Here is an 18,851-nt window from a genome sequence, read left to right on the forward strand (position 1 = left end):
GCCCGAGCCCTTGCGCTGCACGCAAGGGCTCCGACCCCGGTGGCTCTGTTACAGCACCGCCACCAGCAGCCCGGCCACCGGCAGCACGATCGCCAGCGGCGCGATCCAGTTCGGCCGGTACGGGTACAGCCCGAACGACAGCGCCACGCCGCCCAGTGTCATCGTGCCCAGCCACAGCACCGGGCCCATCGCCCAGCCGTGGTCGGCCACGCACACCGCGAACGCCGCCGTCAGCAGCGTCCAGCCCAGCAGCCGCCATTGCGTGCGCCGTGCCAGCGTGGCCGCGGCCTTGCCGTGCAGGTCGTGCTGGTGCCTTTCCATCGCCAGCGACAGGGCGGTGAACGCCGAGAACGACAGGGTCAGCGCCAGCAGCATCATGCGCGGGCTCCCGCTTCGGTCGCGTCCACGGGTGCCTTCGACACAGCGGCGGTGGCCGCGCGCTTCTTCTTCTCGGCCGCACTCAACGGTGGCGTCCAGCGCTGCATGCGCCAGCCACACAGGGCCAGCATCGCCCCGAACGCGAGCATCGACAGATCAAAGCCGGCCAGTGCCCAGTCGCCGTTGCGCAGGGTCACGCCGAGGTGGGCGTGCGTGGTCATTGCATTGATGACCGGCACCAGCGTGAATGCGGCCGCACCCAGATACAGCTGCCAGGCCCACATCATCCGCTTCGGCCAGAGGAAGGCGGCCAGCAGCGCGCCGCCCCAGGCGCAGAAGAACACGTTGGCCTCCGCGCTGGAGCGTTCGGCAATGTCCAGCGGCAGCAGGCGATTGCCCCAGAAATAGGCCGCGAACGCGATCGGCAGGCCCGCCACGGTGCCGATGTTCAGCGCATCGACCAGGCGCAGGCCAAAGCCGGTGCGTCCACTCTTGGCGTGCTTCGGCCGTTCCTTCACCGCCCACAGCACCACGCCACTGGCCACCATCAGGCAGCCGACCAGGCCGGACAGGAAGAACAGGGCACGCAGGCCCCAATCGGCGAAGCGCGCCAGGTGCAGGCCGTACAGCACGCCGCGGGTCGCCGTGGCACCGCCGGAAGGCGGCGTTTCCGCCAGCAGCGTGCCGTTGACCATGTCGTAGCGCACGGCCGGGGTATCGGTGGACAGGCGCTTGCCGTCGCGTTGGCGGATGTCGATCACCGCATTGGCCGCCCCCGGGTTGGACACGGTGAAGCCGGCCACTTCCACGCCACGCCAGTGCGCACGTGCGCTGTCCAGCAGCTGTGCGATCGGCAGCGGCGCGGCGCGTCCTTCGGCCGGTGCAGTCACCTCCGGCATGCCACCGAAGGCCTCGCTGAAGAACGCGTCCTCGTCCTGCGGGTAGGCCACCTTCACCCCCCACGGCAGGTACATGACCATCAGGGTGACGATGCCGGTATAGGTGATCATCGCGTGGTAAGGCAGCGCCATCACCGCACTGACGTTGTGGAAATCCAGCCAGGAACGCAGGCCCTTGTCCTTGCGGAAGGTGAAGAAGTCCTTGAAGATTTTCTTGTGGGTGATGACGCCGGTGATGATCGCCACCAGCATGAACATCGCGCAGAAGCCGACCAGGTAGCGCGCCCACAGCACCGGGATGTAGTGCAGGTCGAAGTGCAGGCGGTAGAAGAAGTCACCGCCGCGGGTTTCGCGGGCTTTCAGCGCCTGGCCACTGTTCGGGTCCAGCGTGGCTTCGCCGAAACCACCGCGACGGCCACGACTGGGGTCGGCCTGCTCCGGCGGCAGCCGCCAGAACATCTGCATGGCCGGGTTGCGCGGCTGCGGCAGGGTAACGAACCAGTTCCCGGCCTGGGCCGCGTTGACCTGCAGGTAGTCGACGGCGCGCTGCGCGGCGACGTCGATGCTGACGTTGCTGGAGGGCAGCTCCGGGCGCATCCAGCGGCTGATTTCCTCGCGGTAGTAACTGGCGGTGCCGGCCATGAAGATCAGCAGCAGCAACCAGCCGACCAGCAGGCCGGTCCAGGTGTGCAGCCAGGCCATCGATTGGCGGAATCCGTTCTTCATGCCCAGGCCCCCAGCAGCCGGGCGACGGCCGCCATCAGCAACGCCGGCGCCAGGATGCCGGCCCAGGCGCGCAGCGCGCTGCGGGTGGCAAACGCCCACAACGCCGCGCAGGCGGCCACCAGGATGGCCAGCAGCATGCCGGTCAGCACGGCCTGGCCGCGGGGGCCGGGCAGTGCCACCGCGCAGAACACGCTGGTGGCCGAAGCCAGTGCGTAGCCGCCGAAGATCGCGGCCAGCGAGCGTGACAGCACGCCCCAGCGGGGATTGGAGAACAAGGGGCGGGCGGTTGCGGGCGAGCGGTCCACGGCGTTCCTGAAGATGGAAGGGAGGAGGGAACGCGCCGCGGCCTCCTTGCGCCCTGCGCATGTGGCCGAGCGAGGTCCCGTCAACGGAGCACTGCCCGCGCCGGCGGGCAGTCCTGGGTGGGAGGCAGGCGGGCAAGGGATGCGTCTTCCGCACCCGTCCGCCCAAGTGCACGACCCATCAGCAAATGATAGGCATTCGCATTTCGTGAATCAAGCATGACGCCGCCAGCGGGCGGTGGTGGCTAGAACCTGAAGACGACGGTTGCCGCATGCAGCAGCAGGCCGATCAGACCGCCGACCAGCGTGCCATTGAAGCGGATGAACTGCAGGTCGCGACCCACGCTCAGTTCCAGCTGCTCGACCAGATGGCGCTCGTCCCAGCCCTTCACGGTCTGCGCGATATGCGTGGTCACCCCTTCGCGCAGGCGGCCGGTCAAGCGCTGCGCCCCTTCCAGCAGGTGCTGGTTCAGCGCCTCGCGCAGCGCCGGGTCGGCCTGCAGGCTGCTGCCGAGCGACGCCAGGCTGCGCTGCAGGTGACCGACCAGCGCCGAGTCTTCGCGCTGCAGGTCGGCGCGCAGGCTGGCGTGGATCCGTGCCCACAACCCCTGCACGTAGTCCTGCAGGGCGGGGTGGTCGATCATGTCCTGCTTGAGCTGTTCGATGCGTTCGGCCAGCGCCGGGTCCGCGCGCAGGCGCTGTACGTAATTCTGCAGCCAGGCCTCGTAGTCCTGGCGCAGCGGATGCTGCGGCTCGGCCAGCACCTGCTGCAGTTCCTCCAGTACCGCGCGTGCCAGGCGCTCGGCCAGGCTGTCGCCGATCTCGTCGATCGGCTTGACCCAGTTCACCGTGCTCGACAGGGTCGGCCATTCGCGCTGGATGTAGCCCACGATCAGCTGCGAGGCGCGCTCTTTCACCTGCGGCTGTTCCAGCCAACGGCCGAGCCGCTGCAGGCCCTCGTCCAGCACCCGCTGGTGGCGCCCGTCGGCGGTCAGCAGGGCCAGCAGTTCACCGGCGGTGGCGGCGGCATTCCACTGCCGCAGCTGCTGCACCACGAAGGCATGCAGCTGCCGGCGCACCGCGGTTTCATCGAAGAAATCCAGCGCCTGCAACGCCCAGCCGCGGGCCATGTCGGCCAGCATCCGTGAGCGCGCCGGATCGGCCAGCCAACTGCCGAGGCGGCTGGCCGGGTCGAACACCTGCAGCTTGGCCAGCAGCACGCCCGGCTCCAGGAACTGGTCGCGCACGAACAGCGCCAGGCTGTCGCCGATGCGCTCCTTGCTGCGCGGGATGATCGCGGTGTGCGGAATCGGCAGGCCCATCGGCCGCCGGAACAGCGCGACGACCGCGAACCAGTCGGCCAATGCGCCCACGGCTGCCGCTTCGCAGAAGGCCGAGACCCAGGCCCAGATGCCGCGCTCGCCCTGCCAGTGGCTGACCGCGAAACCCGCCAGCATCAACAGCAGCAGGCCCAGTGCGAGGGCTTTCAGGCGCCGCAGCTGGGCGCGGCGCGGATCGTGGACAGGCGTCATGCCGGAAGTCTACCTGCCCGTGGATGAGCGCCAGGTAGTGCCGGCCGCTGGCCGGCATCTTCAGTTCACCCGATACCTTCATGGGGTTGCCGGCCAGCGGCCGGCACTACCTGCTTGCGCAGCGCGGCCAGCTGCGCGCGCAGGGTATCGTTTTCGCGGGTCAGCGCGACCACGCGACGGCGCAGTGCCGCTGCATCCTCGCCCAGCTGCTCCAGCGCCGACAGGACCTCGGCGTCGCGGCTGGCGATCTCGTCCTCGCTGGGCTCTTCGAAATCCATCTCGGCCGCGTCCGGCTTCGGTGCGCGCGGCTTGCGCTTGGATTCACGCACGCGCTTGGCAGCCTGCTTCAACTCGTCCTTGCCACCGGCCGCGGCCGCGCGCTGCTGGTCCTCGGGCAGGTCGGCCACGGCGGCGGCGGCGCTGATCGAGATCACGCCGGCCTTCACCGCTTCGACCACTTCGGGCGCGGCCTGGGCGTGGATGCGCTCGATCATGCCGACCTGGCTGGTGCTCAGCTTGGCCTCGCGGGCCAGCTCGGCGCGGCTGATCTTCGGTGCCGGCTCCCACGGCGGGCTGTCTTCGCCCTCGTCGGCAACGTCAGCGGTGCCATCGCTCTCGCGCTGCAGCTGCGCCTGCTCGACCTGCTTGCGGGCGGCCAGGATGTCGCGCTTGCGCAGCGCCAGCACGCCGCGCTGGAAGTCGGACACGCTGCGCCGGCCCAGGTGCTGCTCGATCATCCACAGATGCACGTCTTCCATGCTCTGGAAGCGGGTGTTCTGCACGGTGTTGAAGGGCAGGCCATGCTTCTGGCAGATGCCGAAACGGTTGTGGCCGTCGACCAGTACGTTGCCCCACAGCACCAGTGCGTCACGGCAGCCTTCGGCCAGGATGCTGCGCTCCAGCGCGTCATGTTCGTCCGCGGTCAGCGGGTCGATGTAGGCCTTGAGTTCTTCTTTGACGACGATATCCATGGGCACGGCAGCGAGCAGGAGCGGAACCGCCCATTGTACCTGCTCGCCACCGCCGGCCCGGCTCAGGCAGTGGCCCGGATCATCTCGCCCAGGGTGCCGGTGATCTGGTCGATCTGCGCCTTGTCCACGATCAGCGGCGGCGACAGCGCGATGATGTCGCCGGTGCAGCGCACCAGCAGCCGGCCGTCGTGGAAGCAGCGCCGGTAGACCTCGTAGCCCCGGCTGCCGGGTGCATCGCGGCGCGGCGCCAGCTCGACCGCGCCGACCAGGCCGAAGTTGCGGATGTCGATCACGTTGGGCAGGCCCTGCAGCGCATGCAGCCGTTGCTGCCAGTACTCGCCCAGCTCGATGGCGCGCTCGAACAGGCGTTCCTCGGCGTAGACGTCCAGTGTCGCCAGCGCCGCGGCGCAGGCCAGCGGGTGCCCGGACCAGGTGTAGCCGTGGAACAGCTCGATGGCTTGCGGCGGCGCCTGCATCAGCCCGGCATGCACCGCATCGGCCACCAGTACGCCGCCCAGTGGCACCGCGCCATTGCTGACCGCCTTGGCGAACGTCAGCAGGTCCGGGGTGACCCCGAAACGCTGCGCGGCGAAGGGCATGCCGACACGGCCGAAACCGGTGATGACCTCGTCGAACACCAGCAGGATGCCGTGCTGGTCGCACAGCTCGCGCAGGCGCTGCAGGTAGCCTGGCGCGGGCAGGATCACCCCGGCCGAACCGGCAATGGGTTCGACGAACACTGCGGCGATGGTGGAGGCGTCATGCAGTGCGATCAGTCGTTCCAGGTCGTCGGCCAGCTCCGCGCCCTGGCGTGGCAGGCCCTTGCTGAAGGCATTGCGCTGCAGATCCAGGGTGTGCCGCAGGTAGTCCACACCGCCCAGTTGCAGGGCGAACGACTTGCGGTTGTTGGGCAGTCCGCCCAGCGCCATGCCGCCGAAGCCGACGCCGTGGTAGGCCTTCTCGCGGCTGATGAAACGGGTGCGCTGGCCTTCGCCACGCTGGCGATGGTAAGCCAGCACGATCTTCATCGCGGTATCCACCGCCTCGGAGCCGGAGCTGGTGAAGAACACATGGTTGAGCGGCCCCGGCGCCAGCGCGGCCAACCGCTGCGCCAGTGCGAACGCGGGCGGCGAGCCCATCTGGAAGGCGGGTGAGTAGTCCAGCGTGCGCGCCTGCTCGACGATGGCCTCGACGATGCGGGGGCGGGCATGGCCGGCATTGCAGCACCACAGGCCGGCGGTGCCGTCGAGGATCTGGCGGCCTTCGACATCCTCGTAGTGCATGCCCTCGGCACGTACCAGTACACGCGGGGCGGCCTTGTACTGGCGGTTGGCGGTGAACGGCATCCAGTACGCCTCCAGTGATTCCGGGCGCTGGGTAGCCAGGTCGTGCAGGTCGCTCGCGGGATGCTTCATGCCGGCTCCGTCGGGTCCGATGGGGTGAATGTAGCGCAGCCACGTCACGGTGGAGTCGCGGCCACGCCGGTATAACCGGGGCGACTGTTCCGAGGAGCCGACATGGCCGACTTTCCTGACCGCAGCCACTGGCAGGTGCTGTCGCAGCAGCTTTCGATGCCCGGACAGGCCTTCATCGATGGCCGCTACACCGACGCCGCCAGCGGCGCCCGCTTCGACTGCATCAGCCCGATCGATGGCCGCGTACTGGGAGCGGTTGCCGACTGCGATGCGCAGGACGTGGAGCGTGCGGTGCTGGCGGCGCGGCGTGCCTTCGAGGCCGGCCACTGGTCGCAGGCCAGCCCGGCCCACCGCAAGCGGGTGCTGCTGGCCTTGGCGGCCCTGGTGGAGAAACACGCGGACGCGCTGGCGCTGCTGGAAACCCTGGACATGGGCAAGCCGGTGCGCGACGCGCGCCGCATCGATCTGCCCGCTGTGGTGCGCTGCCTGGGCTGGACCGCCGAAGCGGTGGACAAGCTGTACGGCGAAATCGCACCCACCGGCCTGCATGAGCTGGGGCTGGTCACGCGCGAGCCTGCCGGCGTGGTGGCGGCGATCGTGCCGTGGAATTTCCCGCTGCTGATGGCCTGCTGGAAGATCGCACCGGCGCTGGCCATGGGCAATTCGGTGGTGCTCAAGCCTTCGGAGCGGTCGCCCCTGACAGCGCTGCGGTTGGCTGCGCTGGCCGCCGAGGCGGGCCTGCCGGACGGGGTGCTGAACGTGCTGCCCGGCCAGGGCGCGCGGGTCGGCGAGCCGCTGGCCCTGCACATGGACGTGGACGTGCTGGCCTTCACCGGTTCCACGGCCACGGGCGCGAAGCTGCTGCAGTATTCAGGGCGATCCAACCTCAAGCGGGTCTGGCTGGAGTGCGGTGGCAAGAGCCCGCACGTGGTGTTCGCCGACGCTCCCGATCTGGACGCCGCCGCCAAGTCGGTGGCCCAGGGCATCTTCTTCAACCAGGGCGAAGTCTGCACCGCCGGCTCGCGGCTGCTGGTACAACGCTCGATCCGCGAGGATTTCGTGCACCAGGTGGTTGCCTACGGCCAGCGCATGCAGCCCCGCCATCCACTGGACGCCGATGCACCGATGGGTGCGCTGGTCGACGCCGCGCACGTGGAGAAGGTGCTGGCCGATATCACGCGCGCCGAAGGCGAGGGCGCTCGCCTGCTGCTGGGCGGCCGTCGGGCCGACGTGGAAGCCGGAGGCTGCTATGTGCAGCCCACGGTGTTCGACCAGGTGCGTCCGGACCACGCGTTGGCACGCGAGGAGGTGTTCGGGCCGGTGCTGGCCGTACTGGGCTTCGAGGATGAGTCTGAAGCCGTGCGCGTGGCCAACGACAGCCGCTACGGCCTGGCGGCGGGCCTGTGGACGCGTGACCTGGGCCGTGCCCACCGCGTCGCGCGCCAGCTGCGTGCTGGCAGCGTGTGGGTGAACGGCTGGGATGGCGGTGACATGACCGCCCCGTTCGGTGGCTACAAGCAGTCCGGCAATGGGCGCGACAAATCACTGCATGCGTTCGACAAGTACAGCGAGATCAAGGCCACCTGGATCCAGTTGTAACGACGCCTGGCATTGCGCTCACCTGCAGGGCGGAGACCTGCTCGACGCTACGGAGGATGGCGCCTGGCCCCCTTGCTGGCATCGGTGTCGGCTGAAACCATCGTCCCGTGCGGCCGCCAGCCCGTGGCAGAATCGGGCGATCCGCCGTTACCCGTGTTGCCGATGTCGACGATCACCGCTGCCGCACCGCCCGTGAATTCTCCCCGCCGCGTCCTGTTGGCCAGCCTGATCGGCACCACCATCGAGTTCTTCGATTTCTACATCTACGCCACGGCGGCCGTGCTGGTGTTCCCGCACCTGTTCTTCCCGGACAGCAGCGAGCAGGCGGCCCTGCTGCAGTCACTGGCGACCTTCGCCGTGGCGTTCATCGCGCGCCCGGTCGGCTCTGCGGTGTTCGGCCATTTCGGTGACCGCATCGGCCGCAAGGCGACGCTGGTCGCGGCGTTGCTGACCATGGGCCTCTCTACGGTGCTGATCGGCCTGCTGCCGACGCACGCACAGATCGGCCTGTGGGCGCCGGCGCTGCTGGCGCTGTGCCGCTTCGGCCAGGGCCTGGGGCTGGGCGGCGAGTGGGGTGGGGCGGTGCTGCTGGCCACCGAGAACGCGCCGCCGGGCAAGCGTGCCTGGTACGGCATGTTCCCGCAGCTGGGCGCGCCGATCGGCTTCCTGTTGTCGGCGGGCATTTTCCTGGTGCTTGGCCGCTGCCTGAGCCAGGATGATTTCCTGCAGTGGGGCTGGCGTATTCCGTTCGTGGCCAGCGCGCTGCTGGTCGGCCTGGGTCTGTGGGTGCGCCTGAACATCCATGAGACGCCCGACTTCAAGCAGGCACTGGAGCGCAAGGCGCCAGTGCGGCTGCCGATGTGGACCGTGCTGCGTGACCATCCGGTGCCGATGCTGCTGGGCACGCTGGGGGCGTTCGCCACCTTCGTGCTGTTCTACCTGATGACGGTGTTCAGCCTTGGCCACGGCACTGCGGTGCTGGGCTACAGCCGCGAGCAGTTCCTGCTGATGCAGATGGCCGGCATGGTGTTCTTCGCACTGGGCATCCCATTGTCGGCACGCTATGGCGACCGCTGGGGCACGCGTCGCACCATGATCGTCGCCAGCGTGCTGATCATCGGCTTCGGCGTACTGTTCGCGCCGTTGTTCCAGCCGCACAGCCCGTGGCTGGTCACCGCTTTCCTGTGCCTGGGCCTGTTCCTGATGGGCCTGACCTACGGCCCCTGCGGCACCTTCCTCGCCGAGATCTACCCGGTGGAAGTGCGTTACACCGGCGCGTCGCTGTCATTCAACCTGGCCGGCATCCTCGGCGCGGCGCCGGCGCCCTACCTGGCCACCTGGCTGGCCGAGCGTTTCGGCCTGGTCGCGGTCGGCTACTACCTGTGCCTCACCGCGGTGGCCACGCTGTGCGCGCTGGTGGCCCTGCACCGGCGCGCGCTGCGGCTCAGCCAAAGAAGCGCTTGAGCGTGCGCCCCAGCCAGCCACCGCCCTGGTGTTCGCGGGCGAACTGGTTCAGGTGTGCCTTGACCTGTTCGGCATACGCCTGGTCGTCGCCACGGATGTGGTTGAACAGCCAGCGCGAGAGCATGGTGCGCAGCTCGTCGCTGATGTCCTCGCCGGCCTGGAAGCGCATGCGGTACTCCGATACCCGCTTGATGAAGACCTCGTGCACGCGCTTGTGCGCGGCACAGAACGGATAGCCCGCTTCCTCCATCAGTTCTTCCTCGAACGCGAAGTGCGACATGGTGTAGTCCACCACTTCGTCGATCACTTCGCCCACTGCCGCACGCTGCATGCTGGCCTGGGCCACGTGCAGGTGGTTGAGCATCTCGATGATGCGGCGGTGTTGTTGGTCGATCACATCGATGCCGATGTTCAGATCGTCCTGCCAGACCAGTAGTGCCATCCCCGGCTCCCCTTCATGCGTATGTCGGGGCTGACTGTAGAGCTGCCGCGGCGGCGCGGCGTTGATCTGGATCAAGGCTGCCCGGTCAGGTCAGCGCGGGCTCGCGCGGGCGCAGCGGGCTGGCCACCGTGGTGCAGCTGACCCGGTTGCGGCCGCCGGCCTTGGCCAGGTACAGCTGGCGGTCGGCTTCGGAGATCAGCCGGTGCAGTGCATCGCGCTGCGGGCGCAGGCAGCACAGGCCGATGCTCACCGTCATGCGCAGGCTGGCGGTGCCGATGTCCACTTCCAGCGCGGCGATGCGCTGGCGCAGTTCCTCGAAGTACAGCAGGGCCTCGTCCTGCTCCATGTCCGGCACCAGCAGGCAGAACTCCTCGCCGCCGAACCGGGCGGTCAGGTCGTGGCTGCGGGCATGCGCGGCCACCGCTCCGGCCACCGCGCGCAGCGCGTCATCGCCGGCTTCGTGACCGTAGGTGTCGTTGATGTGCTTGAAGTGGTCGATGTCGATCATTGCCACCGCCACGCACTGGCCATGCAGCTGCAGCTGCGGCAGCTGGCGCTGGCTCTGTTCCAGGAAGCAGCGGCGGTTCGGCAGGCCGGTGAGGAAGTCGCGGGTGGCCAGGTCCTGCAGGGTGCCGATCAGCTCCAGCTGATCCACGTTCTGCGAGACCCGGCAGAAGAACTCCTCGCGCGAGAACGGCTTGCGCAGGAAGTCGTTGGCGCCGTTCTTCAGGAAGCGCGGAATCAGCGAGGCATCGGTATTGCCGGAAATGCCGATCACCGCCACCTTGTCGCGCGAGCGCAGGGTGCGCAGGCGACGGGTGAACTCCACGCCCTGCATGCCCGGCATTTCCTGGTCGACCACGGCGAGGCGGATCGCAGGATGCGCTTCGATCGCAGCCAGCCCCTCATTGCCATCGGCTGCTTCGTGCACCTCATGGCCATACATGCGCAGCAGGGCGGCGGCATAGCCGCGGGCCGAAGGCGAATCGTCCACCACCAGCGCCGCAATGCGCCGGTTGCGCTCCAGGCGCTGCACCAGCCACACCAGGTAGTCGATGCTGCCCGGCGTGTTCTTCAGCACGTAGTCGATGATCTGCTGCTGCAGTACGCGCTTGCGCAGGTCCTCGTCGTAGACGCTGCTGACCACCACGGTGGGCAGGCCGCGCCTGAGGAAGAACTCGACCACCGCGTCGCGGTCGCCGTCGGCCAGCACCAGCCCGGTCAGTACCAGGAACCAGCCGCCCTCTTCACTGAGCAGGCGGTCGGCCTCGGCCAGGGTGGAAGCGATCACCACCGGCAGTTCCAGGCGCTGCTCGATGGCCTCGCGCAGCATGCTGGTGAAGGCACGGGAGTTTTCGACCAGCAGGATCCGCTGCGGCAGCGGATCGGCCAGGTCGCCATCGACGGCGGCCTGCGGCAGGACGGGCATGATGCGGTGGCTCACGAGGGAGGGACTCGGCACGGATAGCGGCAGTTTCGGGTGCAACTTTAGCGTTGCGCGCCCGATGTGCGTGCAAGAGGCCCGCCGGTCGGACAGACCCCGTAGGTTCACGTGCGTGCTTCAACCGATCCAAGTGAAGTTACGCGCTGTCGGTGACGTCCATCCGCAATAGCAGGCGGGCTCTGGCCACGGAGGGCGCTCGGTGCAATCCGTGCGGGCGCATCGCGCGTTGCGGGCAGTTTCCAGTTCCCCACCGCCAATGTCGTGCAGCGGACACGATTATCCAGATCCTTCGCGATTGTGTGCCGCTCTGTATCAACGGAGTCAGTAGACATATAGTGGTTGCCGCACGTCCGACAGATGCAGCGACGTTATGCGGGGTGCGTCGAGGGCGGCCTCCGGCCACCACTGGAGAATAGTTTCATCGTGCTCACCATTTTCTTTGCCGAGGAGGCAACAGTGCGAATAGTTAACGTTGGAGTGGCGTTGGGAGTGTTCGTGGCCGCAGGTCTGCCGATGTCGGCATTGGCCCAATCCGATGATCACGGCATCAGCATGAGTGGGCAGGGCCTGGGCAAGGCATACCCCGCGGCAACCAATCTGAGCCAGGATCCTGCCTGGCTGGTCTACGGATTCCAGCGTGATGGCATTTCCTACTACCAGGTCAACGATCTTGCTGGCCGGGTAGAAATGATCATCGGCAATGCCGACGGTACATTCTGGGCGTTGCCGGCCGGTGAGACGCAGGTGCCGGTATCGCTGCCCAGCCAGCCGCTGCCGGTACCGGCCAAGGCGACCCGTTCGCTCATCTATCGTGGCAACGGCTTCGCACTGGTGCGATACAGCACGGGTTCCCGCGTGCTCTGGGCGATCGAAACGCAGTAACCAACGATCAGCAGGTGACAGCCGTCGCCTGCTGGTCGGCTGTCTGCGGAAGGGGCGCGTGCGACCACGTCGTGCGGTACGCAGGGCAGGCCGGGGTCAGGCCTGTGCCTGCTGACCATCCCAGCTGTGGGATGCGATGCTGGTGCCCGACACGGCGCTCTCGGCGGATTCGCGTCGCAATGGCGCGGCCGATTCCACCAGCACCATGATGATGCGGTTCTGGCGGCAACGCACCGAACCTCCGAATGCCAGCGTACGACCGGCCAGTCTGTCCCTGACAAGACGCGTGGTGGCGTCGGACAGCGCGCGATGCCGGTCCAGCAACGAGGCCGTCATGACGATCCCGCGCTGGCGCTTCAGGCCAATGCAGCGCGCCCGCACGATCACCTGGCCGGGCTCGCTCTTCAGTAGCAGGGACACGGCGTCAATGAGCGTCCGGTAAGCAGCCAACTGCAGATCCAGGCTGAGCCGACACGGGTCACCGGCCAGGCGGGGCTCGGCCACACGGTGCGTGTTGACCCACGCTGCGCGTACGCCACCGGCCTGCAACGCGACATACAGTCCCAGCTGCTCAAGCGCGGTCGGGTAGACCATGCTGGCCTGCTCGCGGAACAACCGGGAATGGACGTTGGCCGTGTGGGTCAGGCTGTTGGCGATGGCCGAGTGACCGTGGCTGTTGAGCCAGTTGATGACTTCCGACAGCGAAAGATCGATGCCATCGCCCAGTTTGCGCAGGTGGATGGCACGTTCGCGAAGGTCGGATTCACTGGCCATGTGTGAACTGCGCGCGAGGTTGATGGCGTTCTTCTCGCCGACCTCGCGGAGTTGATAGCGCCGATGATAATGGCTGATGCGGGAACCGAGCAGCAGCAGTGCCACTCCGGTAATGGCCATGATCTGCTGGGTAGTGAACGCCGAAGCATCGAAGGCTGCGGCATAGGGTTTCGGCGTGGTCAGGCCGATGATCAGATTCAACGCCGGCACGCCGACGGCCGCGCCACGCCAGCCATGCAGGCACGTCAGCGCGATGGCCGGCAAGCCCATCAGCAACTGCAGCGATGTCCTCAGCGCGCTGGCCTCGGAGGGAATCAAGGTCGCGGTTACGCCAAGCAGCGTCATCACCGACAGTGCGACGGCAGTGGGACCGGTGAAGATGGTTTTCCAGCCCTGTTCGACGTTGCGTCTGGCCCAGAGCAGTGCAAGTGGTGCCACGGTGAGGATGGCGATGAAGTCTCCGACGCTGAAACGTACGGCGCGGGACAGGAACGCGAGCACGGAATCCGCAGGCGGCGTCGGCCAGAGCAACTGCGACAGGCTCACGTTCAGGAGCGTGACCAGCACGGAGGACAGCAATGCGATGGCCAGCAGGCGCGCGTTGACCGAGTTTGCCAGGACCTTGCGGCAGCCATGGGTGATGAGCATCACTGCGGGCATCAACGAAGCCGATGCAAGGACCGCCCAGGCCATCCCGTACTTCTCGATCATCGGGTAGCGCATCTGTGCGAAATAGGCATATTCGCCGAGCAACAGGTACGGCCAGAACCGAGGAGGGCAAAGCAATACCGCCGCCACGCGTATTCCCGCGGGCAGATAGAACTGATCCAGTGACAACTGCCGGGTCGCCCAGCAAGCGATCGCATAGAACACCGCCAGGACCAGGCCTGCCGGATGGATGCGCAACTTCAGATGCAGGCCTTCATTCCACCAGTTCAATCGCACTTCTCCCTCGAGTACGTTCCCTGTCAGCATCCATTCGCCGCGGGACGCGGTTCCAAGGGACGGTATCGAGATGAATTGGATAATGCAATTGCAGATTTGATCTTTCGGTCAAATGAGAATTCCATCACGCGGGTCTGAATGTGCGGTCTTCACACCGTCGCACCTCGGGACACGCCACCAGGGGCACGCCCGCCGGTGAAAATGCCGTACGCGGGCTGCGGTCGGCACGCGGCTTCACCACAGCGCATCCCGCAGCTTGTACCAGGACATCGCCGCCACCAGCAGCGGCGTGCGCAGCAGCCGGCCGCCGGGGAAGGGCGCATGCCGCAGGCGCTGGAACACGTCCAGGCGCTCGCTCTGGCCGGCGATGGCGGCCGCGATGACCTCGCCGGCCAGCCCGGCGGCGGCCACCCCATGGCCGGAGAAGCCATGCGCAAAATACAGGTTGCCGTCCAGCCGGCCCCAGTGCGGGGCGCGGTTGCGGGTAATGTCCACATAACCGCCCCAGACCTGGTCCAGGGCCACGTCGGCCAGCTGCGGGAACACCTGGTGCATGCGCCGCTGCATCACCCTGCGCAGACCGGGCGGTGGCAGCGCCGAATAACTGGCACGGCCACCGAACAGCAGCCGGTGGTCGTGGCTGAGGCGGAAGTAGTCCAGTGCCCAGGCGGTGTCGGCTACCGCCATGTTGTTGCCGATCAGCGCCCGGGCACGCTCGGCCCCGATCGGCTCACTGGCACCGATATAGGTGCCGACCGGCATGATCCGGCGTTCCAGCTCGGGCAGCAGGCCCTGCAGCCACGCATTGCCGGCAATCACCAGGTGTGCAGCGTGCACGCTGCCCAGTGCGGTGTGCAGGACAGGCCGCGGCCCACGCTGCACGCGGGTTACCGCTGAATGCTCGTGGATCACCACGCCGGCCGCGCGCGCGGCGTCGGCCAGGCCTCGCGCATAGGCCAGCGGATGCAGGTGCGCGCTGAGCGGATCGAACATCGCGGCACGGTAGCGCGGGCTGTCCAGCCGCGCGCGCAGGGCGTTGCGGTCCCACCACTGCATCGGGTAGTCGTAGTGGCGCTGAAGGTGCTCGCAGTTGGCGTGCAGGTCGCGCTCATGGCGTTCGCGTATGGCAACGCTGGCGTGGCCTTCGACCCAGTGGCAGTCGATGCCGTGGCGATCGATGCGCGTGCGCATCGCCTGCACCGCATCGCGTGACCAGTCGAACAGGTGGCGCGCATCGTCACGACCGAGCTGCCGCTCCAGTTCGTCCACCTCGCAGCCGTAGCCGACCAGCGCCTGGCCGCCGTTGCGGCCGGACGCGCCCCAGCCGATCCGCTGCGCTTCCAGCACCACCACGCGCTGGCCGCGCGCGGCCAGTTCCAGTGCGGCGGTCAGGCCGGTATAGCCGGCGCCCAGCACCGCAACGTCGGCCTGCACCTGCCCCTGCAACGAGGGCAGTGCGGGCGGTTCGGGCAGGCTGGCGGCATACCAGCTGGGCGGAAAGGCGGCGCTCACTGCAGGCCTCGCGGCTGCAGTGGGGCAGGGAAGAACGGGGAAGGACGATCAGCATTCACCCGCCTAGTTTCGCCGATGCATGACGGCGTGGCGTGATGGCACCGGCTTGCCGCGTGCGGTGAGCGACGGGTAACGTGTCGGCACGCCAAGGAGTGTCCCCATGCGCCGCCTGCCCTGGGTGGGCCTGCCCACCGACAGCACCGTGCTCGGCCATCACCGTTTCGCGGTGGCCGGCGAGAAGTACGTGCGCGCGCTGGTCGAGGCGGCCGAGGTGACCCCGGTGGTGTTGCCCAGCCTGCAGCCACCGTTGCCGGCCAGTGACTGGCTGGTGGGGCTCGATGGCCTGCTGTTGACCGGCGCGGTCAGCAGTATCGAACCGCAGCACTACGAGGGCGGCCGCAGCTGGCCGGGCAATCCGCATGATCCGGCCCGGGATGCCAATGCCTTCGCGCTGCTGCGCGAGGCGCTGTCGTTGTACCTGCCTGTCCTGGCGATCTGCCGCGGCTTCCAGGAACTGAACGTCGCACTGGGCGGCAGCCTGCATCCGCAGCTGCACGCGGTGCCTGGGCTGGCCGACCATCGCGAAGACCCGCAGGCACCGGTGGAGGTGCAGTATGGAGCGGCGCATGCGGTCACCCTGGCGGCCGATGGCTGGCTGGCACAGTGGCACGGCAGCGACCGGGTGCAGGTCAATTCGGTGCACGGGCAGGGCATTGCCCGCCTGGCGCGGGGCCTGCAGGTCGAGGCCCGTGCCGATGACGGACTGGTCGAAGCGGCGCGCAGCCTGCACCATGGATTCGTGCTCGGCGTACAGTGGCACCCGGAGTGGCGCGTCATGCAGGCGCCGTTCTATCACGCTATTTTCCGTGCATTCGGCCAAGCTTGCCGGCAGCACCAACAGAACCGACTGGATTCCCGATGAGTTCCCGAACGCGCCCGCGCAAGACGGCCACGCCGCCCGCACCGCAGGAAAGCACCCTGCTGCGCTGGCTGAAGGAGCGGCGCATCACCGAAGTTGAATGCCTGGTGCCGGACATCACCGGCAACGCCCGCGGCAAGATCATTCCCGCCGACAAGTTCTCGCACGACTACGGCACGCGCCTGCCCGAGGGCATCTTCGCCACCACCGTCACCGGTGAGTTCCCCGACGACTACTACGAGCTGACCTCGCCGTCGGACTCGGACATGATGCTGCGGCCCGATCCGGACACCGTCCGCATGGTGCCATGGGCGGCCGATGCCACTGCGCAGGTCATCCACGATTGCTACACCAAGAACGGCGAGCCGCATGAGCTGGCGCCGCGCAACGTGCTGCGCCGCGTGCTGGCGGCCTACGCCGAACTGGGCCTGCGCCCGGTGGTGGCACCGGAGCTGGAGTTCTTCCTGGTGCAGAAGAACACCGACCCGGACTTCCCGCTGCTGCCCCCGGCCGGCCGTTCCGGTCGGCCGGAAACCGCGCGGCAGTCTTACTCGATCGATGCGGTCAACGAGTTCGACCCGATCCTCGACCTGATGTACGACTACGCCGATGCGATGAAGCTGGACGTGGACACGCTGATCCACGAATCGGGCGCGGCGCAGCTGGAAGTCAACTTCACCCACGCCGATGCGATGGACCTGGCCGACCAGGTGTTCCTGTTCAAGCGCACCATGCGCGAGGCGGCGATGCGCCACGGCGTCTATGCCACGTTCCTGGCCAAGCCGATGGAAAACGAGCCCGGCAGTGCCATGCACATCCACCAGAGCCTGGTGCGGGTGAGCGACGGCAGCAACGTGTTCGCCGGCGATACCGACGCCGAGGGCGAGTTCAGCCCGGTGTTCGGCCACTACCTGGGCGGCCTGCAGAAGTACGCGCCGCAGGCGATGGCGTTCTTCGCGCCGAACGTGAACTCCTACCGCCGGCTGGTGTTTGGCGAAGTCTCGCCCAGCAACGTGCACTGGGGCTTCGACAACCGCACCTGCGGCCTGCGCGTGCCGCTGGATACGCCGGAAAACATGCGGGTGGAGAGCCGCTTCGCCGGGTCCGATGCCAACCCCTACCTGGCGATGGCCGCGACCCTGGCCTGCGGCCTGCTCGGCATCCGCGAGCGGCTGGCACCGGATGCACCGGTGACCGGCAGCGCCAAGGAACTGGGCTACAACCTGCCGCGTTCACTCGGCGAGGCGCTGGACGGGCTGGAGCGGTGCAGCGAGCTGCAGGCGCTGCTGGGCGAGCGCTTCTGCCGGGCCTACATCTCGGTCAAACGCAAGGAATACGAGACCTTTTTCCGCGTCATCAGCTCGTGGGAGCGCGAGTTCCTGCTGCTGAACGTCTGAGCCTGCGGAATAGAAAAATCCGCCGCCGGGGGGTAGGCTGGCAGCCGTCGCCGGCCCCGCCGGCCCCCCTTCCCGCATTCTGGAGCACCCGATGAAGCTGCGTATCCTCACGCTCGGCCTGGCCTCCGCCATGCTCGCCGCCTGTGGCGGTGGCAACGGCGGCGCGCAGGACAGCCAGGTCCTGAACGTCTACAACTACAGCGATTACATCGCCGAGGACACCATTCCGACCTTCGAGAAGGAGAGCGGCATCAAGGTGACCTACGATGTGTTTGACAGTGACGAGATGGTCGAGACCAAGCTGCTGGCCGGCAACAGCGGCTACGACGTGGTGGTGCCGACCCTGAACTTCTTCGGTCGCCAGATCCAGGCCGGCGTGTTCCTGCCGCTGGACAAGAGCAAGATTCCGAACCTCGCCAATCTCGATCCGGCGGTGATGAAGCGCATCGCCACCCAGGATCCGGACAACCAGTACGGCGTGCCGTACATGATCGGCACCACCGGCATCGGCTACAACGTGGACATGCTGAAGCAGCGCTTCGGTGGCAGCACCGACATCGCCAACAGCTGGGACCTGGTGTTCAAGCCGGAGAACATCAGCAAGATGAAGGACTGCGGCGTGACCATCCTGGACACGCCGGCCGACATGATCCCGATCGCGCTGCATTACCTGGGCCTGGACCCGCACAGCGGCGACCCGGCCGAGCTGCAGAAGGCGGCCGACCTGCTGAAGTCGATCCGCCCGTACGTGCAGAATTTCCACTCCTCGCAGTACGTCGGCTCGCTGGCCAACGGCGGCACCTGCCTGGTGGTCGGCTGGTCCGGTGACATCATCCAGGCACGCGACCGCGCCGAGGAAGCCAGCAATGGCGTGCACGTGGCCTATTCGATCCCGAAGGAAGGTGCGCCGCAGTGGTTCGACATGCTGGCGATCCCGAAGGACGCCAAGCACCCGGAAGCGGCGTACCGGTTCATCAACTACCTGCTGGAACCGAAGGTCGCCGCAGCCAACACCAACTTCATCCACTACGCCAACCCGGTGCCGACCGCCACCCCGCTGGTGGACGAGGCGATCCGTACCGACCCGACCATCTATCCGCCGGCCGACGTGGCCGCGAAGATGTTCACCTACTCGATCAACACGCCGGAGACCGACAAGCTCTACACCCGGCTGTGGACCGAGGTGAAGACCGGGCGTTGAATCCGCCTGCGCGGCGCCGGGCATGACCGGCGCCCACCGCCAGGCGCAT

The 18,851-nt window shown here is 67.7% G+C and carries 16 protein-coding genes; 6 read left to right on the forward strand and 10 right to left on the reverse strand.

Annotation, left to right across the window (positions count from 1 at the left end):
• Positions 1 to 48: 48 nt before the first annotated feature.
• The 6 genes from AC5P9C_RS05155 to aptA form a co-directional block, all read right to left on the reverse strand.
• Positions 49 to 378 (reverse strand): DUF3325 domain-containing protein, encoded by a 330-nt coding sequence (locus AC5P9C_RS05155; RefSeq protein WP_049469543.1) that lies wholly within the window; start codon positions 376 to 378, stop codon positions 49 to 51.
• Positions 375 to 2,003, reverse strand: a complete 1,629-nt coding sequence (locus tag AC5P9C_RS05160) for a PepSY-associated TM helix domain-containing protein (protein WP_414615046.1) — start codon at positions 2,001 to 2,003, stop codon at positions 375 to 377. The genes AC5P9C_RS05155 and AC5P9C_RS05160 overlap by 4 nt, the downstream gene beginning before the upstream one ends.
• Positions 2,000 to 2,308 carry a DUF3649 domain-containing protein gene (locus AC5P9C_RS05165; protein ID WP_049469538.1) on the reverse strand — a complete coding sequence of 103 codons (309 nt, stop codon included), beginning with the start codon at positions 2,306 to 2,308 and terminating at the stop codon, positions 2,000 to 2,002. The genes AC5P9C_RS05160 and AC5P9C_RS05165 overlap by 4 nt, the downstream gene beginning before the upstream one ends.
• Positions 2,309 to 2,550: 242 nt before the next feature.
• A complete protein-coding gene (locus AC5P9C_RS05170; protein ID WP_049469536.1) occupies positions 2,551 to 3,837 on the reverse strand; it encodes a DUF445 domain-containing protein in 1,287 nt (428 codons plus the stop codon).
• 65 nt (positions 3,838 to 3,902) lie between these two features.
• Entirely contained in the window at positions 3,903 to 4,808 is a 906-nt protein-coding gene (locus AC5P9C_RS05175; protein ID WP_049469532.1) for a plasmid replication/partition related protein, read from the reverse strand.
• Between the two features lie 62 nt (positions 4,809 to 4,870).
• Positions 4,871 to 6,223 carry an omega-aminotransferase AptA gene (aptA, locus tag AC5P9C_RS05180; protein ID WP_343541117.1) on the reverse strand — a complete coding sequence of 451 codons (1,353 nt, stop codon included), beginning with the start codon at positions 6,221 to 6,223 and terminating at the stop codon, positions 4,871 to 4,873.
• A gap of 102 nt (positions 6,224 to 6,325) precedes the next feature.
• On the opposite strand from aptA, the gene AC5P9C_RS05185 reads away from it, so the two are divergent.
• Entirely contained in the window at positions 6,326 to 7,822 is a 1,497-nt protein-coding gene (locus AC5P9C_RS05185) for an aldehyde dehydrogenase (RefSeq protein ID WP_343541119.1), read from the forward strand.
• Positions 7,823 to 7,984: 162 nt separating this feature from the next.
• On the forward strand, positions 7,985 to 9,286 hold the full coding sequence (locus AC5P9C_RS05190) for an MFS transporter (RefSeq protein ID WP_343541121.1): 1,302 nt from the start codon (positions 7,985 to 7,987) through the stop codon (positions 9,284 to 9,286).
• Here the strand turns inward: AC5P9C_RS05190 and AC5P9C_RS05195 are convergent.
• Both AC5P9C_RS05195 and AC5P9C_RS05200 read right to left on the reverse strand, forming a co-directional pair.
• Entirely contained in the window at positions 9,267 to 9,728 is a 462-nt protein-coding gene (locus AC5P9C_RS05195) for a bacteriohemerythrin (RefSeq protein ID WP_004151683.1), read from the reverse strand. The two genes, AC5P9C_RS05190 and AC5P9C_RS05195, sit on opposite strands and share 20 nt — an antisense overlap.
• 85 nt (positions 9,729 to 9,813) lie before the next feature.
• Positions 9,814 to 11,157: a diguanylate cyclase gene (locus tag AC5P9C_RS05200; RefSeq protein ID WP_343541123.1), complete on the reverse strand. Its 1,344-nt coding sequence runs from the start codon at positions 11,155 to 11,157 to the stop codon at positions 9,814 to 9,816.
• A gap of 438 nt (positions 11,158 to 11,595) precedes the next feature.
• On the opposite strand from AC5P9C_RS05200, the gene AC5P9C_RS05205 reads away from it, so the two are divergent.
• Positions 11,596 to 12,054: a hypothetical protein gene (locus tag AC5P9C_RS05205; protein ID WP_210240921.1), complete on the forward strand. Its 459-nt coding sequence runs from the start codon at positions 11,596 to 11,598 to the stop codon at positions 12,052 to 12,054.
• Between the two features lie 96 nt (positions 12,055 to 12,150).
• On the opposite strand, the gene AC5P9C_RS05210 is transcribed toward AC5P9C_RS05205, so the two are convergent.
• Positions 12,151 to 13,773, reverse strand: coding sequence for an MASE1 domain-containing protein (locus AC5P9C_RS05210; protein WP_343541124.1), 1,623 nt, complete (start codon positions 13,771 to 13,773; stop codon positions 12,151 to 12,153).
• Positions 13,774 to 14,007: 234 nt separating this feature from the next.
• The gene (locus AC5P9C_RS05215; protein WP_343541125.1) at positions 14,008 to 15,285 is read right to left on the reverse strand and encodes an NAD(P)/FAD-dependent oxidoreductase; all 1,278 of its coding nucleotides are present in this window, start codon (positions 15,283 to 15,285) and stop codon (positions 14,008 to 14,010) included.
• A gap of 160 nt (positions 15,286 to 15,445) precedes the next feature.
• On the opposite strand from AC5P9C_RS05215, the gene AC5P9C_RS05220 reads away from it, so the two are divergent.
• The 3 genes from AC5P9C_RS05220 to AC5P9C_RS05230 all read left to right on the forward strand — a co-directional run bounded on the left by AC5P9C_RS05220 (position 15,446) and on the right by AC5P9C_RS05230 (position 18,802).
• Positions 15,446 to 16,207: a gamma-glutamyl-gamma-aminobutyrate hydrolase family protein gene (locus tag AC5P9C_RS05220; protein WP_343541127.1), complete on the forward strand. Its 762-nt coding sequence runs from the start codon at positions 15,446 to 15,448 to the stop codon at positions 16,205 to 16,207.
• Positions 16,204 to 17,601: a glutamine synthetase family protein gene (locus AC5P9C_RS05225; RefSeq protein ID WP_049469509.1), complete on the forward strand. Its 1,398-nt coding sequence runs from the start codon at positions 16,204 to 16,206 to the stop codon at positions 17,599 to 17,601. Before AC5P9C_RS05220 ends, AC5P9C_RS05225 begins: the two co-directional genes overlap by 4 nt.
• A 91-nt stretch (positions 17,602 to 17,692) precedes the next feature.
• Positions 17,693 to 18,802, forward strand: coding sequence for a polyamine ABC transporter substrate-binding protein (locus AC5P9C_RS05230; protein WP_049469506.1), 1,110 nt, complete (start codon positions 17,693 to 17,695; stop codon positions 18,800 to 18,802).
• Positions 18,803 to 18,851: the final 49 nt, after the last annotated feature.

The organism is Stenotrophomonas sp. YJH_SMC_10, assembly GCF_059371555.1.

Bases quoted from the DNA above. Each gene is read 5' to 3' on its own strand.
- AC5P9C_RS05155 (WP_049469543.1), bottom strand. From the start codon at position 378: ATGATGCTGCTGGCGCTGACCCTGTCGTTCTCGGCGTTCACCGCCCTG.
- AC5P9C_RS05160 (WP_414615046.1), bottom strand. From the start codon at position 2,003: ATGAAGAACGGATTCCGCCAATCGATGGCCTGGCTGCACACCTGGACC.
- AC5P9C_RS05170 (WP_049469536.1), bottom strand. From the start codon at position 3,837: ATGACGCCTGTCCACGATCCGCGCCGCGCCCAGCTGCGGCGCCTGAAA.
- AC5P9C_RS05175 (WP_049469532.1), bottom strand. From the start codon at position 4,808: ATGGATATCGTCGTCAAAGAAGAACTCAAGGCCTACATCGACCCGCTG.
- aptA (WP_343541117.1), bottom strand. From the start codon at position 6,223: ATGAAGCATCCCGCGAGCGACCTGCACGACCTGGCTACCCAGCGCCCG.
- AC5P9C_RS05185 (WP_343541119.1), top strand. From the start codon at position 6,326: ATGGCCGACTTTCCTGACCGCAGCCACTGGCAGGTGCTGTCGCAGCAG.
- AC5P9C_RS05190 (WP_343541121.1), top strand. From the start codon at position 7,985: ATGTCGACGATCACCGCTGCCGCACCGCCCGTGAATTCTCCCCGCCGC.
- AC5P9C_RS05195 (WP_004151683.1), bottom strand. From the start codon at position 9,728: ATGGCACTACTGGTCTGGCAGGACGATCTGAACATCGGCATCGATGTG.
- AC5P9C_RS05200 (WP_343541123.1), bottom strand. From the start codon at position 11,157: ATGCCCGTCCTGCCGCAGGCCGCCGTCGATGGCGACCTGGCCGATCCG.
- AC5P9C_RS05220 (WP_343541127.1), top strand. From the start codon at position 15,446: ATGCGCCGCCTGCCCTGGGTGGGCCTGCCCACCGACAGCACCGTGCTC.
- AC5P9C_RS05225 (WP_049469509.1), top strand. From the start codon at position 16,204: ATGAGTTCCCGAACGCGCCCGCGCAAGACGGCCACGCCGCCCGCACCG.
- AC5P9C_RS05230 (WP_049469506.1), top strand. From the start codon at position 17,693: ATGAAGCTGCGTATCCTCACGCTCGGCCTGGCCTCCGCCATGCTCGCC.